The organism is Aeromonas sp. 75A, from assembly GCF_051919425.1.
Classification (GTDB): domain Bacteria; phylum Pseudomonadota; class Gammaproteobacteria; order Enterobacterales; family Aeromonadaceae; genus Aeromonas; species Aeromonas veronii.
In genome coordinates this window covers 2,774,679-2,790,228 of record NZ_JBQBES010000002.1, presented here as the reverse complement: position 1 = coordinate 2,790,228, position 15,550 = coordinate 2,774,679, and the positions used below count along the sequence as shown (strand labels likewise).

14 protein-coding genes are annotated in these 15,550 nt (G+C 61.3%); 9 read left to right on the top strand and 5 right to left on the bottom strand.

All coding sequences use genetic code 11. From position 1 onward, the window contains the following. Positions 1-186 precede the first annotated feature (186 nt). From malQ to msrB, 4 genes are all read left to right on the top strand, one after another. On the top strand, positions 187-2,376 hold the full coding sequence (gene malQ / locus ACTG2T_RS13145) for a 4-alpha-glucanotransferase (RefSeq protein WP_128816048.1): 2,190 nt from the start codon (positions 187-189) through the stop codon (positions 2,374-2,376). A gap of 82 nt (positions 2,377-2,458) precedes the next feature. Next, positions 2,459-4,636, top strand: coding sequence for a 1,4-alpha-glucan branching protein GlgB (gene glgB / locus ACTG2T_RS13140; RefSeq protein WP_330125325.1), 2,178 nt, complete (start codon positions 2,459-2,461; stop codon positions 4,634-4,636). Further along, a complete protein-coding gene (glgX, locus tag ACTG2T_RS13135; RefSeq protein ID WP_201907585.1) occupies positions 4,636-6,792 on the top strand; it encodes a glycogen debranching protein GlgX in 2,157 nt (718 codons plus the stop codon). The genes glgB and glgX overlap by 1 nt, the downstream gene beginning before the upstream one ends. 68 nt (positions 6,793-6,860) lie before the next feature. Further along, positions 6,861-7,247: a peptide-methionine (R)-S-oxide reductase MsrB gene (gene msrB, locus ACTG2T_RS13130; RefSeq protein WP_040068248.1), complete on the top strand. Its 387-nt coding sequence runs from the start codon at positions 6,861-6,863 to the stop codon at positions 7,245-7,247. Positions 7,248-7,320: 73 nt separating this feature from the next. Here msrB and chrA read toward each other — a convergent pair whose 3' ends face one another. Together chrA and ACTG2T_RS13120 are read right to left on the bottom strand one after the other, a co-directional pair. Further along, positions 7,321-8,472 carry a chromate efflux transporter gene (gene chrA / locus ACTG2T_RS13125; protein WP_439973790.1) on the bottom strand — a complete coding sequence of 384 codons (1,152 nt, stop codon included), beginning with the start codon at positions 8,470-8,472 and terminating at the stop codon, positions 7,321-7,323. A gap of 73 nt (positions 8,473-8,545) precedes the next feature. Further along, the gene (locus ACTG2T_RS13120) at positions 8,546-9,001 is read right to left on the bottom strand and encodes a nucleotide triphosphate diphosphatase NUDT15 (protein WP_139462045.1); all 456 of its coding nucleotides are present in this window, start codon (positions 8,999-9,001) and stop codon (positions 8,546-8,548) included. Positions 9,002-9,207: 206 nt separating this feature from the next. Here ACTG2T_RS13120 and ACTG2T_RS13115 point away from each other — a divergent pair, with 206 nt between their 5' ends. Beyond that, positions 9,208-9,435: a hypothetical protein gene (locus ACTG2T_RS13115; protein ID WP_005335715.1), complete on the top strand. Its 228-nt coding sequence runs from the start codon at positions 9,208-9,210 to the stop codon at positions 9,433-9,435. Between the two features lie 145 nt (positions 9,436-9,580). Continuing rightward, complete coding sequence (locus ACTG2T_RS13110; RefSeq protein ID WP_005343224.1) at positions 9,581-9,898, top strand: hypothetical protein; 318 nt, start codon at positions 9,581-9,583, stop codon at positions 9,896-9,898. 131 nt (positions 9,899-10,029) lie between these two features. Here the strand turns inward: ACTG2T_RS13110 and ACTG2T_RS13105 are convergent, their stop codons facing one another. Next, positions 10,030-10,506 carry an Lrp/AsnC family transcriptional regulator gene (locus ACTG2T_RS13105; protein ID WP_005304871.1) on the bottom strand — a complete coding sequence of 159 codons (477 nt, stop codon included), beginning with the start codon at positions 10,504-10,506 and terminating at the stop codon, positions 10,030-10,032. 311 nt (positions 10,507-10,817) lie between these two features. Continuing rightward, positions 10,818-11,441: a helix-turn-helix transcriptional regulator gene (locus ACTG2T_RS13100; protein ID WP_330125323.1), complete on the bottom strand. Its 624-nt coding sequence runs from the start codon at positions 11,439-11,441 to the stop codon at positions 10,818-10,820. Between the two features lie 106 nt (positions 11,442-11,547). On the opposite strand from ACTG2T_RS13100, the gene ACTG2T_RS13095 reads away from it, so the two are divergent. Both ACTG2T_RS13095 and ACTG2T_RS13090 read left to right on the top strand, forming a co-directional pair. Further along, entirely contained in the window at positions 11,548-12,777 is a 1,230-nt protein-coding gene (locus ACTG2T_RS13095; protein ID WP_330125322.1) for an MFS transporter, read from the top strand. Positions 12,778-12,887: 110 nt separating this feature from the next. Beyond that, positions 12,888-13,706, top strand: a complete 819-nt coding sequence (locus tag ACTG2T_RS13090; RefSeq protein WP_064335451.1) for a Cof-type HAD-IIB family hydrolase — start codon at positions 12,888-12,890, stop codon at positions 13,704-13,706. A gap of 51 nt (positions 13,707-13,757) precedes the next feature. Here the strand turns inward: ACTG2T_RS13090 and ACTG2T_RS13085 are convergent, their stop codons facing one another. After that, on the bottom strand, positions 13,758-14,321 hold the full coding sequence (locus ACTG2T_RS13085; RefSeq protein ID WP_005343222.1) for a DUF2799 domain-containing protein: 564 nt from the start codon (positions 14,319-14,321) through the stop codon (positions 13,758-13,760). Positions 14,322-14,528: 207 nt separating this feature from the next. On the opposite strand from ACTG2T_RS13085, the gene ACTG2T_RS13080 reads away from it, so the two are divergent. Then, entirely contained in the window at positions 14,529-15,368 is an 840-nt protein-coding gene (locus tag ACTG2T_RS13080; RefSeq protein WP_100652797.1) for an isopenicillin N synthase family dioxygenase, read from the top strand. Positions 15,369-15,550: the final 182 nt, after the last annotated feature.

The window sequence follows — 15,550 nt, the reverse complement described above, 5'->3', positions numbered from 1 at the left end:
AAAAGTGCCAGATCGTGGCATCGCGCAGATATCAACAATAGTGCCTACTCGGTCACACAACCATTCACAGAGATATGTAAAAATGTGCGCGGTTTAGCATGGCCCATAGAGCCACTGTTCAAGTACCACCCAATAAAAATCAAACAAAATAGTATAGATAGAATCCACAGCGGGAATTCTCAAACTATGACCACCCTGATTGAACAGCTGGCTGCCGCAAAAGGTATCGCCAGCGAGTATGTCGATGCCTGGGGCCACCCGGCCCAGGTATCAGAAGAGAGCAAGGCCGCCATGCTGGGCGCCATGGGCTACCGCGTCGATGACGAGGCCGCACTGGTGCAGCAGCTGGAAGAGGAGCATCGCCAGCACTGGTTGCGGGCGCTGGATCCTGTGATGGTGGTTCGCACCGGCGACGCCGTTACCCTTGAGGTTCGCCTCCCCATCGAATTCGTCAACGACGCCCTCACCTGGCAGCTCCAGCAGGAGCAGGGTGCTGTGTTGTCCGGTCAATTCACCCCCATCGAGGGTGAGCTGGTCGGCGTGGCCGAGTTTGAAGAGATGGAGTGCCAGGCCTATCGCGTCACTCTGGATATGGCCCCGGAGCTGGGTTATCACCAGCTGGTGCTGCTGGAAGAGGGCAATGACGAGCCGCTGGCTACCATGCGCCTCATCGTTGCCCCCAAGGCCTGCTACAAGCAGGCGCCAATTGCCGATGGCCGCAAGGTATGGGGTCCGAGCGTGCAGCTCTACTGCCTGCGCAGCCGCCACAACTGGGGTATCGGTGATTTCAGCGATCTGGGCCAGCTGGTTGAGAAAGCCGCCGCCTGGGGTGCTCACTTCGTCGGCCTCAACCCCATCCACGCCCTCTATCCGGCCAATCCCGAGAGCGCCAGTCCCTATAGCCCCTCTTCCCGTCGCTGGCTCAACGTGGCCTATATCAATGTGGAAGCGGTGCCCGAATTCCAGCAGAGCGATCGCCTGAAGGCGGAAGTGGCAAGTCCTGCCTTCCAGCAACATCTGGCCGATCTGCGCGCCAAAGAGAATGTCGATTACACCGGCGTGATCCAGACCAAACTCGGCATGCTGCGTCAGGTGTTCGACGAAGCCACCCTGAGCGCCGAGCGTCAGGCCGCCTTTGATGCCTTCGTGGCCGCCGGTGGCGACAGCCTGCAACAGCAGGCAGCATTTGATGCCCTGCAGGCCCACTTCTATGCCAAAGGCGAAAATGCCTGGGGCTGGCCGGTATGGCCGCAGGAGCTGCGCGATTACCACAACCCTGCCGTTGCCGCCTGGATGGCCGAGCACCCGCAAGATGTCAACTTCTACCTCTATCTGCAGTTCCTGGCTGACGAACAACTGGCGCAAGCCGATGCCCGCGCCAAGGCTGCCGGCATGGTGATGGGGATCTACCGGGATCTGGCAGTGGGCGTCTCCGAAGGCTCCACCGAGATCTGGGCCAACCAGGATCTCTACTGCCCGAAAGCCTCGGTCGGTGCGCCGCCCGATATCCTCGGCCCGCTTGGTCAGAACTGGGGCCTGCCCCCGATGAACCCGAACAAGCTGTTCGAAGCGGCCTATCAGCCGATGGTGGACTTGTTCCGTGCCAACATGCGCTCATGCGGCGCACTGCGCATCGACCACGTGATGGCCTTGCTGCGCCTGTGGTGGGTACCGCCCGGAGCGTCCGCCGCCAAGGGCGCCTACATCTACTATCCGGTCAACGATCTGCTGGGCATTCTGGCCCTCGAATCCCACCGTAATCAGTGCCTGCTGATCGGCGAGGATCTGGGCACCGTGCCGGAGGGGATCGACGTGACTTTGAAAGAGAACGGCGTCCACTCCTACAAGGTGTTCTTCTTCGAGCGCTCCAAGGAAGATGGCGGCTTTATCTCCCCGGCACACTACACAGAGCAGGCGATGTCGGCCCTGACCACCCACGACATGCCGACCCTCAAGGGCTTCTGGCACTGCGATGATCTGGCGCTCGGCCGTCAACTGGGTCTGTATCCGGATGAAGATGTTTTGAAGACTCTGTATGCTGATCGTCACCAGGCCAAACAGCGGATCCTCGACAGCCTGCATGCCCACAAGGTCATCTCTGACAACATCAGTCATGACGTGAACTGGGTCGGCATGAACACCGAACTCAACCACGGTCTGCAGATCCACATGTCCCGCGGCAGCTGTGCCCTGTTCAGTACCCAGCTGGAAGATTGGCTGGAGATGGACAAGCCGGTCAACGTACCGGGCACCAGTTACGAATACCCCAACTGGCGCCGCAAGCTCTCCGCTGATCTGGAAGATATTTTTGCCAATGAGGCACTCAAGGCACTGGCTGGCAAGATGAGCCAAGCCCGTGATGAGGCCAGTCGTTGAGACGCTGTCTCCCACAGCGCTCTCACCTAAATCCACTCCGGCTTCGGCCGGAGTGGATGCTCTGTCATGAAAGGAAATCTCGATGCTCGTTGAACGTTTGGTTGCTGCCCGCTGTTCCGATCCCTTCTCTCACTTAGGCCTGCAGGCCAATCCGGATGGGCCCGGCCTCAAACTGACCGCCTGGTTGCCTGATGCCCTCGAAGTTCGCGTCAAGGATCTCAAGTCGGGCAAAGTCGTTGCCACCCTGGCGCCCACCGATGAATCGGGTCTTTTTGAAACTGTTTTCACCCGCCGCAAAAACTCCTTCCCCTATCAGCTGATCGCCAGCTACCAAGATGCCACCACCGAGGTCATCGACCCCTACCAGTTTCAGGATGCCGCTTGGGCAGGCCTAGCCGAACTGACCGCCCAGCCGGAAAACCTCTACCACACCCTTGGCGCCCAGCTGCGCACCGTGGAACATCTTGGCCAGCAGGTGGAAGGGGTGCGTTTTGCGGTCTATGCGCCGAGCGCCACCGCCGTGAGCCTGATCGGCGATTTCAACTTCTGGGATGGCCGCCGCCATCCGATGCAGCGCAGCCTCTGCGGTCACTGGGTGCTGTTTGTGCCGGGCCTCAAGGCCGGGGATCGCTACAAGTTCGAGCTCAAGGACCCCATGGGCAACCGGCTGCCCCACAAGAGCGATCCGGTCGGCTTTTACTGCGAGCAGTATCCGTCGTTCGCCTCCGTGGTCTATGACCACGCCCAGTACCAGTGGCAGGATGCCAAGTGGATTGCCAGCCAGCACAACGACAAACGCGAGCAGCCGCTCTCCATCTATGAGCTGCACGTCGGCTCCTGGAAGCGCCACCCCAACGGCGACAGCCTGAGCTGGCGCGAGCTGGCAGTGGAGCTGGTCGCCTACGTCAAGGAGATGGAGTACACCCACATCGAGCTGCTGCCGGTCTCCGAGCACCCCTTCAGCGGCTCCTGGGGCTACCAGCCGGTGGGCATGTTCTCCCCCACCAGCCGCTACGGCACCGCTGATGATTTCAAATACTTCGTCGACCAGTGCCACCAGGCCGGGATCGGCATTATTCTGGACTGGGTGCCCGCCCACTTCCCGTCCGATGCCCACGGGCTGGCCCGCTTCGATGGCACACCGCTCTACGAGTACGAAGATCCGCGCCGTGGCTGGCACCCGGACTGGAACTCCTACATCTACGACTTCGGCCGCGACACAGTGCGCCAGTTCCTGGTGGCGAGCGCACTGTTCTGGCTCGACAAGTTCCACATCGACGGCCTGCGGGTGGATGCCGTCGCCTCCATGCTCTATCTGGACTACTCCCGCAACGCCGGTGAGTGGGTACCGAACGTCGATGGCGGCAACCACAACTACGAGGCGATCAGCCTCTTGAAGTGGACCAACGAGGAGGTCTACGGCAAGTATCCCCACGCCATGACCATAGCCGAAGAGTCCACCGCCTTTGCCGGTGTCTCCCGCCCCACCTTCCTCGGCGGCCTCGGCTTTGGCTTCAAGTGGAATATGGGCTGGATGCACGACACCCTAACCTACATGCAGAAAGAACCGATCCACCGCCGCTATCACCACAACGACATGACCTTCTCCATGGTTTACCACTATGACGAGAACTTCATCCTGTCGCTCTCCCACGACGAGGTGGTGCACGGCAAGCACTCCATGCTCTACAAGATGCCGGGCGACGAGTGGCAGCAAGCCGCCAACCTGCGGGCCTACATGGGCTTCATGTACGCCCACCCGGGCAAGAAGCTCAACTTCATGGGCACCGAAATCGCCCAGAGCAACGAGTGGAACCACGATACCCAGCTGCCATGGCATCTGCTGCAATATCCCAAGCATGCCGGTCAGCAGCGGCTGATCCACGATCTCAACCACCTCTACCGTCATGAGCCTGCCTTGTATCAGGCCGATTATGAGCAGACCGGCTTCCGCTGGCTGGATCACAACGATGCCGACAACAGCATCTTTGCCTGGCTGCGGGCGGACAAAGAGGGCAAGCAGGCTATTGTGGTCGCTTGCAACTTCACCCCGGTGCCCCGTCTCGAATATCGGATCGGCGTCCCTGCGGCGGGCAATTATCGGGTGGTGCTCAACACCGACAGCGAGTATTACTGGGGTAGTAACTATGATGTAGGTCTGGTGTTCGCTGCCGAGCCGACCCCCTGGCAGGGGATGGCACACAGCATAGTGCTGGACTTGCCGCCGCTGGCGACCTTGTTTATCAAACAGGAGTCTTGATGCTTGTAATGGAAAAAGGGGTGGGCCACCCGCTGGGGGCCCGCCTTGACGAGAACGGTTGCCACTTCTGCGTCTGGGCCCCCCAGTCGGACAAGGTGGAGATCTGCCTGTACGACGAGCAGGAGCAGGAGCTGATGCGGCTGGAGTTGCCCGGCCGCCGTGGCCAGTATCGCTTTGGCTACGTGCGCGGTGTAAAGGCCGGTCAGCGCTACGGCTATCGGGTCTATGGCACCCCGCAGGAGGGGATGCTGTTCGATCCGCAAAAACTGCTGATCGACCCCTACGCCAGGGCGCTCAGTCGTCCCACCTACTGGGATGAAGCCCTCTATCAGGGTGACAGCGCCGGGATGATTGCCAAGTCGGTGGTAGTGGATGACAGTTTTGACTGGCAAGGGGTTGGCAAACCCGGGATCAGTCCGGCCCGCACCATTATCTACGAGACCCACGTCAAGGGCTTTACCAAGCAGCACCCGGGGATCCCCAAAGCGCTGCAGGGCACCTACCTTGGCATCTGTCACCCGCTGGTTATCGAGCATATGAAGAGCCTCGGCATCACCTCGGTGCAGCTGATGCCGGTGGCCGCCTTCATGTCGGAACCGCGACTGGAGCAGCTGGGACTCACCAACTACTGGGGCTACAACCCCATCGCCTTCTTCGCCCCGGAGCCGCGCTACAGCACCAGGGCCGACGAGGCGGTGACCGAGTTCAAGACCATGGTACGCGAGCTGCACCGGGCTGGGCTCGAGGTGATCCTGGATGTGGTCTACAACCACACTGCCGCCTCGGGCTTCGACGGCCCCACCCTCTCGTTCAAGGGCTTTGACAACGCCGGTTACTACGCGTTCGAAGCGGGTCCTCACGGCCCGGACTACACCCGTCACGCCAACGTGACCGGCTGTGGCAACAGCGTCAATCTGGATCATCCCAATACCCTGCGACTGGTGCTCGATGCCCTGCGCTACTGGGTCACCGAGATGCAGGTGGATGGCTTCCGTTTCGATCTGGCGGTGACACTGGCGCGGGAAGCGGGGGAGTTCGAGCCCATGGGCGCCTTCTTCAAGGCAGTGATGGCCGACCCTGTGCTGTCACAGGTCAAGCTCATCGCCGAACCCTGGGACATCGGTCCCTTCGGCTACCGGCTGGGTCAATTCCCGAGCCAGTGGCAGGAGATCAACGACCGCTACCGCGACACGGTGCGCGCCTTCTGGCGCGGTGATGCGGGCAAGATGGGGGACTTTGCCACCCGTTTGGTAGGCTCGCGGGATATCTTCCCGAAGAACTGGCGCTCGCCTCACAGCAGCGTCAACTACCTCTGCTATCACGACGGTTTCACCCTGGAGGATCTGGTCTCCTACAACCAGCGCCACAATCAGGCCAACGGTGAAGACAATCGGGACGGCCACGGCAACAACCTCTCCTATAACCATGGGGTAGAGGGGCCGACCCTGGATCCGCGGGTCAACAGCCTGCGCCAGCAGCAGAAGCGCAATCTGATTGCCACCCTGCTGCTGTCCCAAGGTACTCCCCACTTCCTTGCCGGCGACGAGATGGGACGCAGCCAGCTTGGCAACAACAACGCCTACTGTCAGGACAACCAGATCAGCTGGGTCAACTGGCAGTGGCGACCGGAGGATGAACGGCTGTTCGCCTTCACCCAGCAGATGATGGCGCTGCGGGCGGAGTCCTGCGTCTTCTCCAACCTGCAACTGAGCGACGACAGTTGGAATGGCACCCCGTCCAGCTGCCATCAGGTCAACTGGTATCACCCGGACGGCCACCAGCTCACCGATCAGGATTGGCACGCCCCCATGGGGCAGGCGTTCGCCATGGATATCGGCATGATCAACTGTGTCGGCGAGCGCTGGTACGTGCTGTTCAACGCCAGCGACTACGACATCCAGTTCCGCCTGCCACCGCCGGGGGAAGGGCTGGAGTGGATCCAGACCATCGACACCGCCACCAACGATGGGCTGCCCTTCCTGCCCGATGACATCAAACGGCAGGTGGCGGTCGGCCGGGCCCACTCCCTCAAACTGCTGGAGCGGGTGGCGCTGGCCAGCACGGCGGAGGATGCCCAGCCACCGCAGCAGGAAATTCTCCCTGCATCCGGTGAGGAGATGGTTGCCACCTCGATCACAGATACAGGCAAAGCATAAGAGGCATGCTGGAGTCAGCTTTACGGAGCCGTTATGCTGGGCTCCGGTATGGATGGCAAGGAGTCGGTATGAGCAGTAACAATCCGGAACAGTGGCGCAGCAAACTGACCGCCGAGCAGTTTCACGTCTGCTGGGAGAAGGGCACCGAGCGCCCCTACAGCGGCGCCCTGCTCCACAATCGCAAGAGCGGCGACTACCTCTGTGTCTGCTGCAAGAGCGTGCTGTTTCACTCAGGAGCCAAGTTTGATTCCGGCTGCGGCTGGCCCTCGTTCGACAAGGCCATCGAGGGGACGGTGGAGTACACCGAGGACAACAGCCACGGCATGAAGCGAGTGGAGATCACCTGCCGCCAGTGCGGATCTCACCTCGGTCACGTCTTCCCCGACGGACCGACCGAGACAGGCCAGCGCTACTGCGTCAACAGCCTGAGTCTGGATTTCGATCCCGACGCTTAAGCGGCTGACCCATTGCAATAAAAACGGCGCCTCCATCACGGAGGCGCCGTTTTTTATCGGGATTTCACCGCGTTCACGCCAGCAGGATAGCAGTCATCACTAACAGGGCCGCGATGGCCGGCACCGGCAACTTCAACACCCGCAGCAGATAAAAGCCGATGGCCACCAGCGCCAGATCGGTCGGCGCCAGCACCGCACTCTGCCACACCGGCTGATAGAGGGCCGCCAGCAGCAATCCCACTACGGCAGCATTGATGCCGGTGACGGCCCCCGCCAGACGGGGATGGGCCAGCCACTGTTGCCAGCAGGGGCCCACCGCCCAGAGCAGCAGAAAGCCGGGTGCAAAGAGCGCCAGGGTCGCCAACAGGGCCCCGATCATCGGCATCTCGGGCTGCAGCTGGGCGCCAAGATAGGTGGCAAGGGTAAACATGGGGCCCGGCACCAACTGGGCCAGGCTGTAACCGGTCAGAAACTGCTGCTCGTTGAGAGTGTGTCCCACGCTCTCTTGCAGCAGCGGCAACACCACATGGCCACCGCCAAACACCAGACTACCGGCGCGATAGAAGTCGGCAACCAGCTGGCCAAGCGGGCTACCGAGCAGCGGCAGACCGATAAAAAGGATACCAAACAGCAGCAGGGTCGGCCAATGAGGCTGACTGCTGGCGGCAGAAGGCAACTCGGCGGAGGCTGGGCGACTACCCGCCCCGCGCTGGCTGCGGGCGCAGATAAGCGCCGCTCCCGCCAGCATCAACAGTTGAGTCAGCAGACTGGGCTGCCACCAGAGTGCCGCAGCGGTCACCACCATGATCCCTTGGGTCACTCCAGTGGCACAGAACTGACGACTCATGGTGAGCACCGCATCGGCCACCACGATAAGCGCCAGCAGCTTGAGGCCGTGCAACGCCGCATCGAGCCACAGATTGCTGCCCAGCTGGCCGATGCCGATCGCGGCCGCCAGTAGCAGCAGAAATGAGGGCAGCGTGAAGCCAACAAAAGCAGAGAGCGCCCCGCCCAGACCGGCGCGATGACGACCGATGGCGAAACCAAGCTGGCTGGAGGCGGGCCCCGGCAGCAGCTGGCACAGCGCCAGCAAGCGGGCAAATTCTGCCTGTGTCAACCAGCCGAGCCGCTGGACGAAGGTGCGCTGGAAATAGCCGATATGAGCGGCTGGACCACCAAAGCTGATGCATCCCAGCCATAAAAACTGAATAAATACCTGTCCCACGCTCTTCTCCCTCATCCCTCTTCTCCCGATGGAGAGGGGATATTATGACAGCGCGATGATCGTTTTATGACAATCAGACTGATTCGGCCGACACCATTGGCACATCACCCGGCAAGTAGCAGCGTCCCGCCAGCCAGCAGGCGATGGACTGACGGCTGGCGTCGAAATGGGGCTCAGGCAGCGCGCGCGGATCGCACCAGACCCAGCCTTCGCACTTCTCCGGCTCCAGCAGCTGCGGCTCACCATCGGCCCGGGCGTGCAGCGTCACCGAGATATAGTGCAGCCCGCTCTCGCGCCATGTCTCCAGATTGTTGGTCACCGCCACCACCTCGGGCCCGTGGATCTCAAGTCCGGTCTCCTCGGCCACCTCGCGGATCGCCGCCGACTCGAAGCTCTCCCCCAACTCCAGATGACCACCCGGGATCGACCAGTAGGGGGCATGGCTCCCTTTGCGTTTGCCAAGCAGCACCTGGCCTTGGGCGTTGGTCAGGATGACGCCGACCCCGACGCGGGGATAGAGAGTGGACATGAAAACGCTCCTTCAATCAGGCAGTAAAACGGCCCCACCTTAGGCCCAAGAAGGGCACAGGGCAAGCCCCGGCTGCACGGCACCTGCGCCTGTCGGTGACCCCTCCCCTTGCCCCTGAACCGGTTATCACTGATGCTGGGGAGTGAAGCCCGGATGGAGAGGTCATACCAATCCTCTCAGTTCCCCATTACCTCGAGGAGTCCGCCATGAAAAAATTGCTCCCCCTGTGCGCCCTGCTGCTCACAGCTTGCCAAACCACGCCGCCCCCCAACTCGCTCGCCATCGATGATGCCGACGCCTGGCAGGCCATTTGCAAAGATGGCACCCGGGTTCGCGCCGTGGTGGCAGAGGGGATCTGTGGGGATCATCGCGGGGTAGCCATGTGGACGAATAAGCCAAGAGCTGAACGGATGGCAGAAGAAGCCGCCAAATAGTGTGATCCAGGCACCATAAAATGACTCTGCCGGCCAATTGACCGGATTTTTTCGCGATCTCGCCAGCACTTTGCCACCTTGTTCATGGTGCGCTCAGTTTTCTGTTCCCATACTGGCCCTACAGTTCCAAAAGAGGAGAGACAAGATGCAAACATCCATCGTCGGGCTCTCCATTCTGTGGGGGCTAGCCAGTTTTGGTGTTCAGGGGGATTTCATCGAGAGCCGTGATTCCGTTGCGCCATCCTGGCAAGCCGAGTCCAGAGTGGAGATGGAAGGTTATCTGATTGAATCGCTTGGCGAAGATCGCTGGCTGTTCGACAACGGCAGCGAGAGCCTGCTGGTATCCCTGCCCGAGGGGCAGTGGGTGCCGACCGGCGAGCGGCTGCGGGTCAGCGGCGAACCGCAGCAGGAGCAGAGCGGCTGGCTGCTGCAGGTGGAAGACATCAGCCAGGTCAGCGTCTGACAGCGGCAGTCGCCCCGTCACCGCGACAGCTAATCCAGACCCGATAACCACTACCGAATAACCAAGAGCGAATAGCAAAAGAGGAGGCCACTGGCCTCCTCTTTCTGTTTCTATAAGCGGCTTGCGCGGGCTCACCCCAGATGGTTGAGCGGTAGTGCCGTCTTGTGCTTGATGCGACGCAGCACGAAGCTGGAGCGCACTCCGGTCACCCCCGGAATATGGGTCAGCTTGTCCAGCAGGAAGTGCTGATAGTGCTCCATGTCGCGCACCACCACCTTGAGTTGGTAGTCGGCATCATTGCCAGTGATGAGGTCACACTCCAGCACTTCGGGCAGTTCGCTGATGGCGCGATCGAAGTTTTCGAACCGCTCGGGCGTGTGTCTGTCCATGGAAATGTGAATGTAGGCGGTGAGGGTGAGGCCAAGCTGGCGGGCGTTGAGCAGAGTAACGTGGGTGTCGATGAGGCCGGCATCCTCCAGCGCCTTGACCCGGCGGGAGCAGGGGGACGGCGAGAGCCCGACCAGCTCGGCCAGTTCCAGATTGCTGATGCGGCCATTCTCCTGCATCAGCTCGAGAATATGTCTGTCTATGCGATCAAGTTTCAGCATTTACCCTTCCTCGTTGCAATGACTAATCCACTTTTCCTAGATTAAGGGTGAACTATTGCAAAAACAACCGAAATAAGTGGTTGCTTTGCAACCACTCACCGGCACGGGAGGGATACTATGGTTACATCTTCCGGTGGCAAAGCAGATACCTGACCGGGTCTCTGCGGTGAAGGACCTTACCGGGTCAAGAGCCCCATCAGCCGTCTTACCTTATCGGGAAACGACGGGCTGGAACGAGAGAACCCCCTCCCCGAAGGCAACAAAGCAGGCATCCCGGCGCCTGCTTTGTTGTTTTTGGGCGTTTGACGAAATCAGAGCGCGGGCGGCGTGATGCGATAGAGGCAGCGATGCGCCCCCTCCAGCAGATATTGCTCCCGCTCCACCGTCGCCGGCGCCAGCAGCTGGCGAAACAGCGCCAGTTCGCTGCGACAGAAACCGCGGCAGGTACGCGCTGCCGCACAGATGGGACAGTGGCTCTCCCACAGCAGCCAGCTGCCATCCTCTTCGCGGCGGATCTCCGCCATATAGCCCTCGCGAGTACGCAGCTCCCTGAGCGCCGCCAGCCGGCCAGAGAGGCCATAGGACCCCAGCGCCTCCTGATAGCGAGCAAGCATCTGCTGCTCCCGCTGCTGGATCAGCCGTTCCATCCCCTCCTCGCCAAACAGCTCGCGCACGTTGTCGATCAGCTGCACGGTCAGGTCGCTATGGCTATCGGGGAAGCGCTGCCAGGCCTGCTCGGTGAGCTGCCACAGCCGCACGGGACGACCGCGCCCGCGCGCCTCGTCGCTGAATGTGACCCACCCCTCCTGCTCGAGCGTGAGCAGGTGCTGGCGGGCGCCCATGGAGGTCATCTGCAACTGCTCCCCCAGCGCGGCGGCGCTCTGCGGGCCATGGCTCTTGAGCAGAAACAGGATCTTGTCGGTGCTTGCGTTCATGATCTCATTATGGGGAGCGCCCTTTATTAAATCAATAATTCACTTTACTTAATCCCGTCTATGAACCAGCATAAATAAACCAATAACTTTACTTAATGAGTGCAGCATGGAGAAACACGAGCACAAAAATCCCCTCTGGGTGCTGGTCATGACGGTCACGCTGGCAGTTGCAGGTTTCAGTCTCCCCTCCCCGGTGTTGGCACCCTTGCTGCTGGATCCGGCCCACGGCATGCTGACGCCGGATGCCTCCGACTGGAGCCGCAAGGTGTGGCTGGGGGTCACCATGGGGCTCTATCCCCTGTTCCAGCTGGTGGGCAGTCCCTGGCTCGGTCGCCTCTCCGACCGCTATGGCCGCAAGCCACTGCTGTTGCTCTCGCTGGCGGGGGTGCTGGCAGGCTATGCCCTGATGGCACTCGGTATCGCCTGGCGCTCCCTCCCCCTGCTGCTGCTCAGCCGGGTGGTGGAGGGGCTATGCAACGGCAACATCGCCATCGTGCAGGCGATGGCGGCGGATCTCGCCGGCAAGGAGCACAAGACCCGCAGCTTCGCCTGGATCAACATCGGTATGAATCTGGGCTGGGTCGTAGGGCCGATGATCGGGGGCTACGCCGCGGTGATCTCGGGGGATTACAGTCTGGCCGCCTGGCTGGCGGTAGGAATGACCCTGCTCAACCTGCTGCTGGTCTACTGGTTGATCCCCTATCGTCCGCCGGTGGCGGCCGCCCGGCAGGCCCCGACCCTCTCCAGCCGCCAGCTGTTGCTGCAACCGGCCCTGCTCCCCTACTTCGCACTCACCCTGATCAGCTATGGCGCCGTGCAGCTCTATTTCACCTACTTCAATATCTGGCTGGTGGAGAGGCTGGCCTGGGATCCGGCCCAGCTGGCGCAGGCGGCGGTGCTGGTGAGCCTGCCCATGATGGCGGGCTCCTGGCTCGGCTCTCGCATCGCCCGCCACTGGCGCGGCAGCTCCCTCGGGATTGTCGGCCATCTGGTGATGGCGAGCGGCATGCTGCTCTTTATCCTGCCCGTGCACTGGTGGGGGCTGGCGCTTACCTTCGTTCCCGCTGGCATCGGCATGAGTCTGGGGGAGCTGGCCACCTCGGTGGCGATCTCCAACCGCAGTCACCCGGAGCAGCAGGGGCAGGCGATGGGGCTCTACCGCGCCCTCGCCGTGGGTAGCGAGATCCTGGCGGTGCTGCTCGGCAGTCTGGTGCTGCTGGCCGGTACCGAGTGGCCCTTCTATCTCGCCACCCTCTGCTCCCTTGCCAGTGCCGCCGGTTTCTATCTGCTGCGCCGCCGTGCCGACCGTCGTCAACAGCTGGCCAGCTGCACCTGAGCCACGAAGGGATCACAGTTCGGTGCTTCGGCCGCGGGCAAGGCTTGCATCGGGGCGCCGGGTCTGGGACGGTAAAGCTCTTTACGGATTTGTTCGATGCTGGAGGAGCTATGAGTGAGTACAAGGCCATCGCGCTCGATATGGATGGCACCCTGCTGACCCGTGATCACAAGATCTCGTCGGCCACCCGGGCAGCACTGGCGCAGGCCCGCGCCCACGGCATCAAGGTGCTGCTGGTCACGGGGCGCCACTATATGACGGCGCGCCCCTTTCACCACGAGCTGGCCCTCGATACCCCCCTCATCTGCAGCAACGGCGCCTATCTCTATGATCCGGTGCAAAACCGGATCATCAGCGGCGACCCGCTGGCGGCTGCCCCGCTTACCGAGCTGCTGGCCGCGGTCGAAGCGCAGCAGATGGGCGCCCTGTTCCACCTGAGCGAGGGCATTGGCTACATCGGCTGTGAAGAGCATGTCACCCGCATCCGCCACTGGTCGGCCAATCAGCCGGACCACCTCAAGATCGCCCTCCACCCGGTCGAGGAGCTGGCAGGCTGGCTCGACAATCCGGTCTGGAAGCTGGAGCTGTTCAATCAGGATCCTGCGCGCCTGCACACCTTTATGGGCGAGGTGGTCGAGCAGATGCCCTTTACCCGCGACTGGGCGGCCCCCTATGCGGTGGAGCTGGTACAGCCCGGTTGCAGCAAGGGCAACCGGCTTGCCCAGTGGGCAGCCAGCGAAGGGATTGCAATGGAGCAGGTGGTGGCGTTTGGGGACAACAACAACGACATCAGCATGTTCGAGCAAGTTGGGCTGGCGGTAGCCATGGGCAATGCGGCGCCGCAGATCCAGAGCCATGCCCATCGGGTCACGGCCGACCACAACGAAGATGGTATCGCACTGGCACTGCAGCGCTGGGTACTGCCCTGATCTGACAAGGTGCAACATGGCCAGCACGCGGGCTGGCCATAAAGAGAGGGATTAACCGCCGAAGGAGAACTGGATCACCCGATCCGGATAACGCAGACGATTGTACTCCCGGCGCAGGGATTCGTAGTGGCGAATGGCCCGATCGCGCTTGGCGCGGTAATAGTCACGCTGTTCCGTGTTGGTTTCGTTGCGGATGCTGCGCTCCAGCGTATCGATATCACGCTCGGTACGCTCCAGCTCGTCGCTGATCTCCCGCAGGCGAGCAGCCAGTTTGTACTCTTCGTAGCCACGCTGATACTGCTTGAGGAAGCTGGCGTCATTGGGGCATACCCCCAGATAGGCCTGCCCCTCCTTACCCTTGCTGTAAGCCAGTTCGGGAATGCAGTAGAGCTCCAACCCCTTGTCGTAGCCCCGTTTCCACTCGGCCTCATCCACTTTGAGGCCATATTCGCTGCAAGACGAAACGTAATCACGGGTCGCCTGACGGGTTTTGCCCTCCGATCCATCCTGATAACCCAGGTTGTACCAGCTCATGGTGCGGCACTCATCTTCTGACAGGGAGCTGCATCCGGCCAGCAGCAGTGGCAGGGTGAGCAACAGGATCTTCGAGGACATGGACAGACTCCGGAAAAGACAGTGGCTGGCATTCTAGTGAGGATGGGCAGGCAGGACAAGGGAGCCACTCTCGCCACTATCCGCCTCTTTTATCTGATGTTTTTATCACTATCAGGCAGGGGGCGGCAGCTGGAGGCCGCGTCCCTTTCCTTGTTACGGCTTGCAGGGTAAACTGCGCCATCTTTTAACTGGCGCGCAACAAAAACAATGAAAGTCCTGACCGTCGATTACCGCTCACCCGATGCGGCCCAACGCTTCACCGAATCCCTGCGAACCACCGGCTTTGGCGTGTTGACCAACCACCCCATTCCGAAAGAGCTGGTGCAGTCCATCTACGACAACTGGTATCGCTTCTTCATGAGCGAGCAGAAGCAGGATTTCCTGTTCAACCGCGAGACCCAGGATGGCTACTTCCCACCCTCGGTCTCCGAGGTGGCCAAGGGCCATAGCCAGAAAGACATCAAGGAGTACTTCCACATCTACCCCTGGGGCCAGATGCCGGAAGAACTGAAGGAGCAGGCGATGGAGTACTACCGTCTCGCCAACGGTCTGGCCGCCGAGCTGCTGGGCTGGGTCGAGCAGTACACCCCGGCCGATATTGCCGCCAACTACAGCTGCCCCCTCTCCTCGATGATCGAAGAGAGCCAGAAGACCCTGCTGCGGGTGCTGCACTATCCGCCGTTCGATGGCACCGAGGAGCCGGGCGCCATCCGCGCCGCCGCCCACGAGGATATCAACCTGCTCACCATCCTGCCCGCCGCCAACGAGCCCGGTCTGCAGGTGAAGGGTTCCGATGGCGAGTGGATGGATGTGCCGTGCGACTTTGGCACCCTCATCATCAATATCGGCGACATGCTGCAGGAGGCCTCTCGCGGCTACTACCCCTCCACCACTCACCGCGTCATCAACCCGACCGGTGGCAGTGCCAGCAAGTCACGCATCTCCCTGCCGCTGTTCCTCCACCCGCGCCCGGATGTGGTGCTCTCCGAGCGTCATACCGCCCACAGCTACCTGATGGAGCGGCTGCGGGAGCTCGGGGTGATCTAGTCCGCCGACGAGCAGTTGCCAGAGACCAAACCGGAGCAATCTCGCTCCGGTTTTTTATTTGGTGGCATGATTGGGCTAAAAACAGAATTAAATTAGCCAATCATGCTAATAAATCGCATTTACACCTGATAACCGTCGTAGTGATTGCGCCGTGACCTCCGTAATATGAGCGCCATTCTGCC

Excerpts from the sequence above, each read along its gene's own strand:
- malQ (WP_128816048.1), top strand. The coding sequence starts at position 187 with ATGACCACCCTGATTGAACAGCTGGCTGCCGCAAAAGGTATCGCCAGC.
- glgB (WP_330125325.1), top strand. The coding sequence starts at position 2,459 with ATGCTCGTTGAACGTTTGGTTGCTGCCCGCTGTTCCGATCCCTTCTCT.
- glgX (WP_201907585.1), top strand. The coding sequence starts at position 4,636 with ATGCTTGTAATGGAAAAAGGGGTGGGCCACCCGCTGGGGGCCCGCCTT.
- msrB (WP_040068248.1), top strand. The coding sequence starts at position 6,861 with ATGAGCAGTAACAATCCGGAACAGTGGCGCAGCAAACTGACCGCCGAG.
- ACTG2T_RS13120 (WP_139462045.1), bottom strand. The coding sequence starts at position 9,001 with ATGTCCACTCTCTATCCCCGCGTCGGGGTCGGCGTCATCCTGACCAAC.
- ACTG2T_RS13115 (WP_005335715.1), top strand. The coding sequence starts at position 9,208 with ATGAAAAAATTGCTCCCCCTGTGCGCCCTGCTGCTCACAGCTTGCCAA.
- ACTG2T_RS13110 (WP_005343224.1), top strand. The coding sequence starts at position 9,581 with ATGCAAACATCCATCGTCGGGCTCTCCATTCTGTGGGGGCTAGCCAGT.
- ACTG2T_RS13105 (WP_005304871.1), bottom strand. The coding sequence starts at position 10,506 with ATGCTGAAACTTGATCGCATAGACAGACATATTCTCGAGCTGATGCAG.
- ACTG2T_RS13100 (WP_330125323.1), bottom strand. The coding sequence starts at position 11,441 with ATGAACGCAAGCACCGACAAGATCCTGTTTCTGCTCAAGAGCCATGGC.
- ACTG2T_RS13095 (WP_330125322.1), top strand. The coding sequence starts at position 11,548 with ATGGAGAAACACGAGCACAAAAATCCCCTCTGGGTGCTGGTCATGACG.
- ACTG2T_RS13090 (WP_064335451.1), top strand. The coding sequence starts at position 12,888 with ATGAGTGAGTACAAGGCCATCGCGCTCGATATGGATGGCACCCTGCTG.
- ACTG2T_RS13085 (WP_005343222.1), bottom strand. The coding sequence starts at position 14,321 with ATGTCCTCGAAGATCCTGTTGCTCACCCTGCCACTGCTGCTGGCCGGA.
- ACTG2T_RS13080 (WP_100652797.1), top strand. The coding sequence starts at position 14,529 with ATGAAAGTCCTGACCGTCGATTACCGCTCACCCGATGCGGCCCAACGC.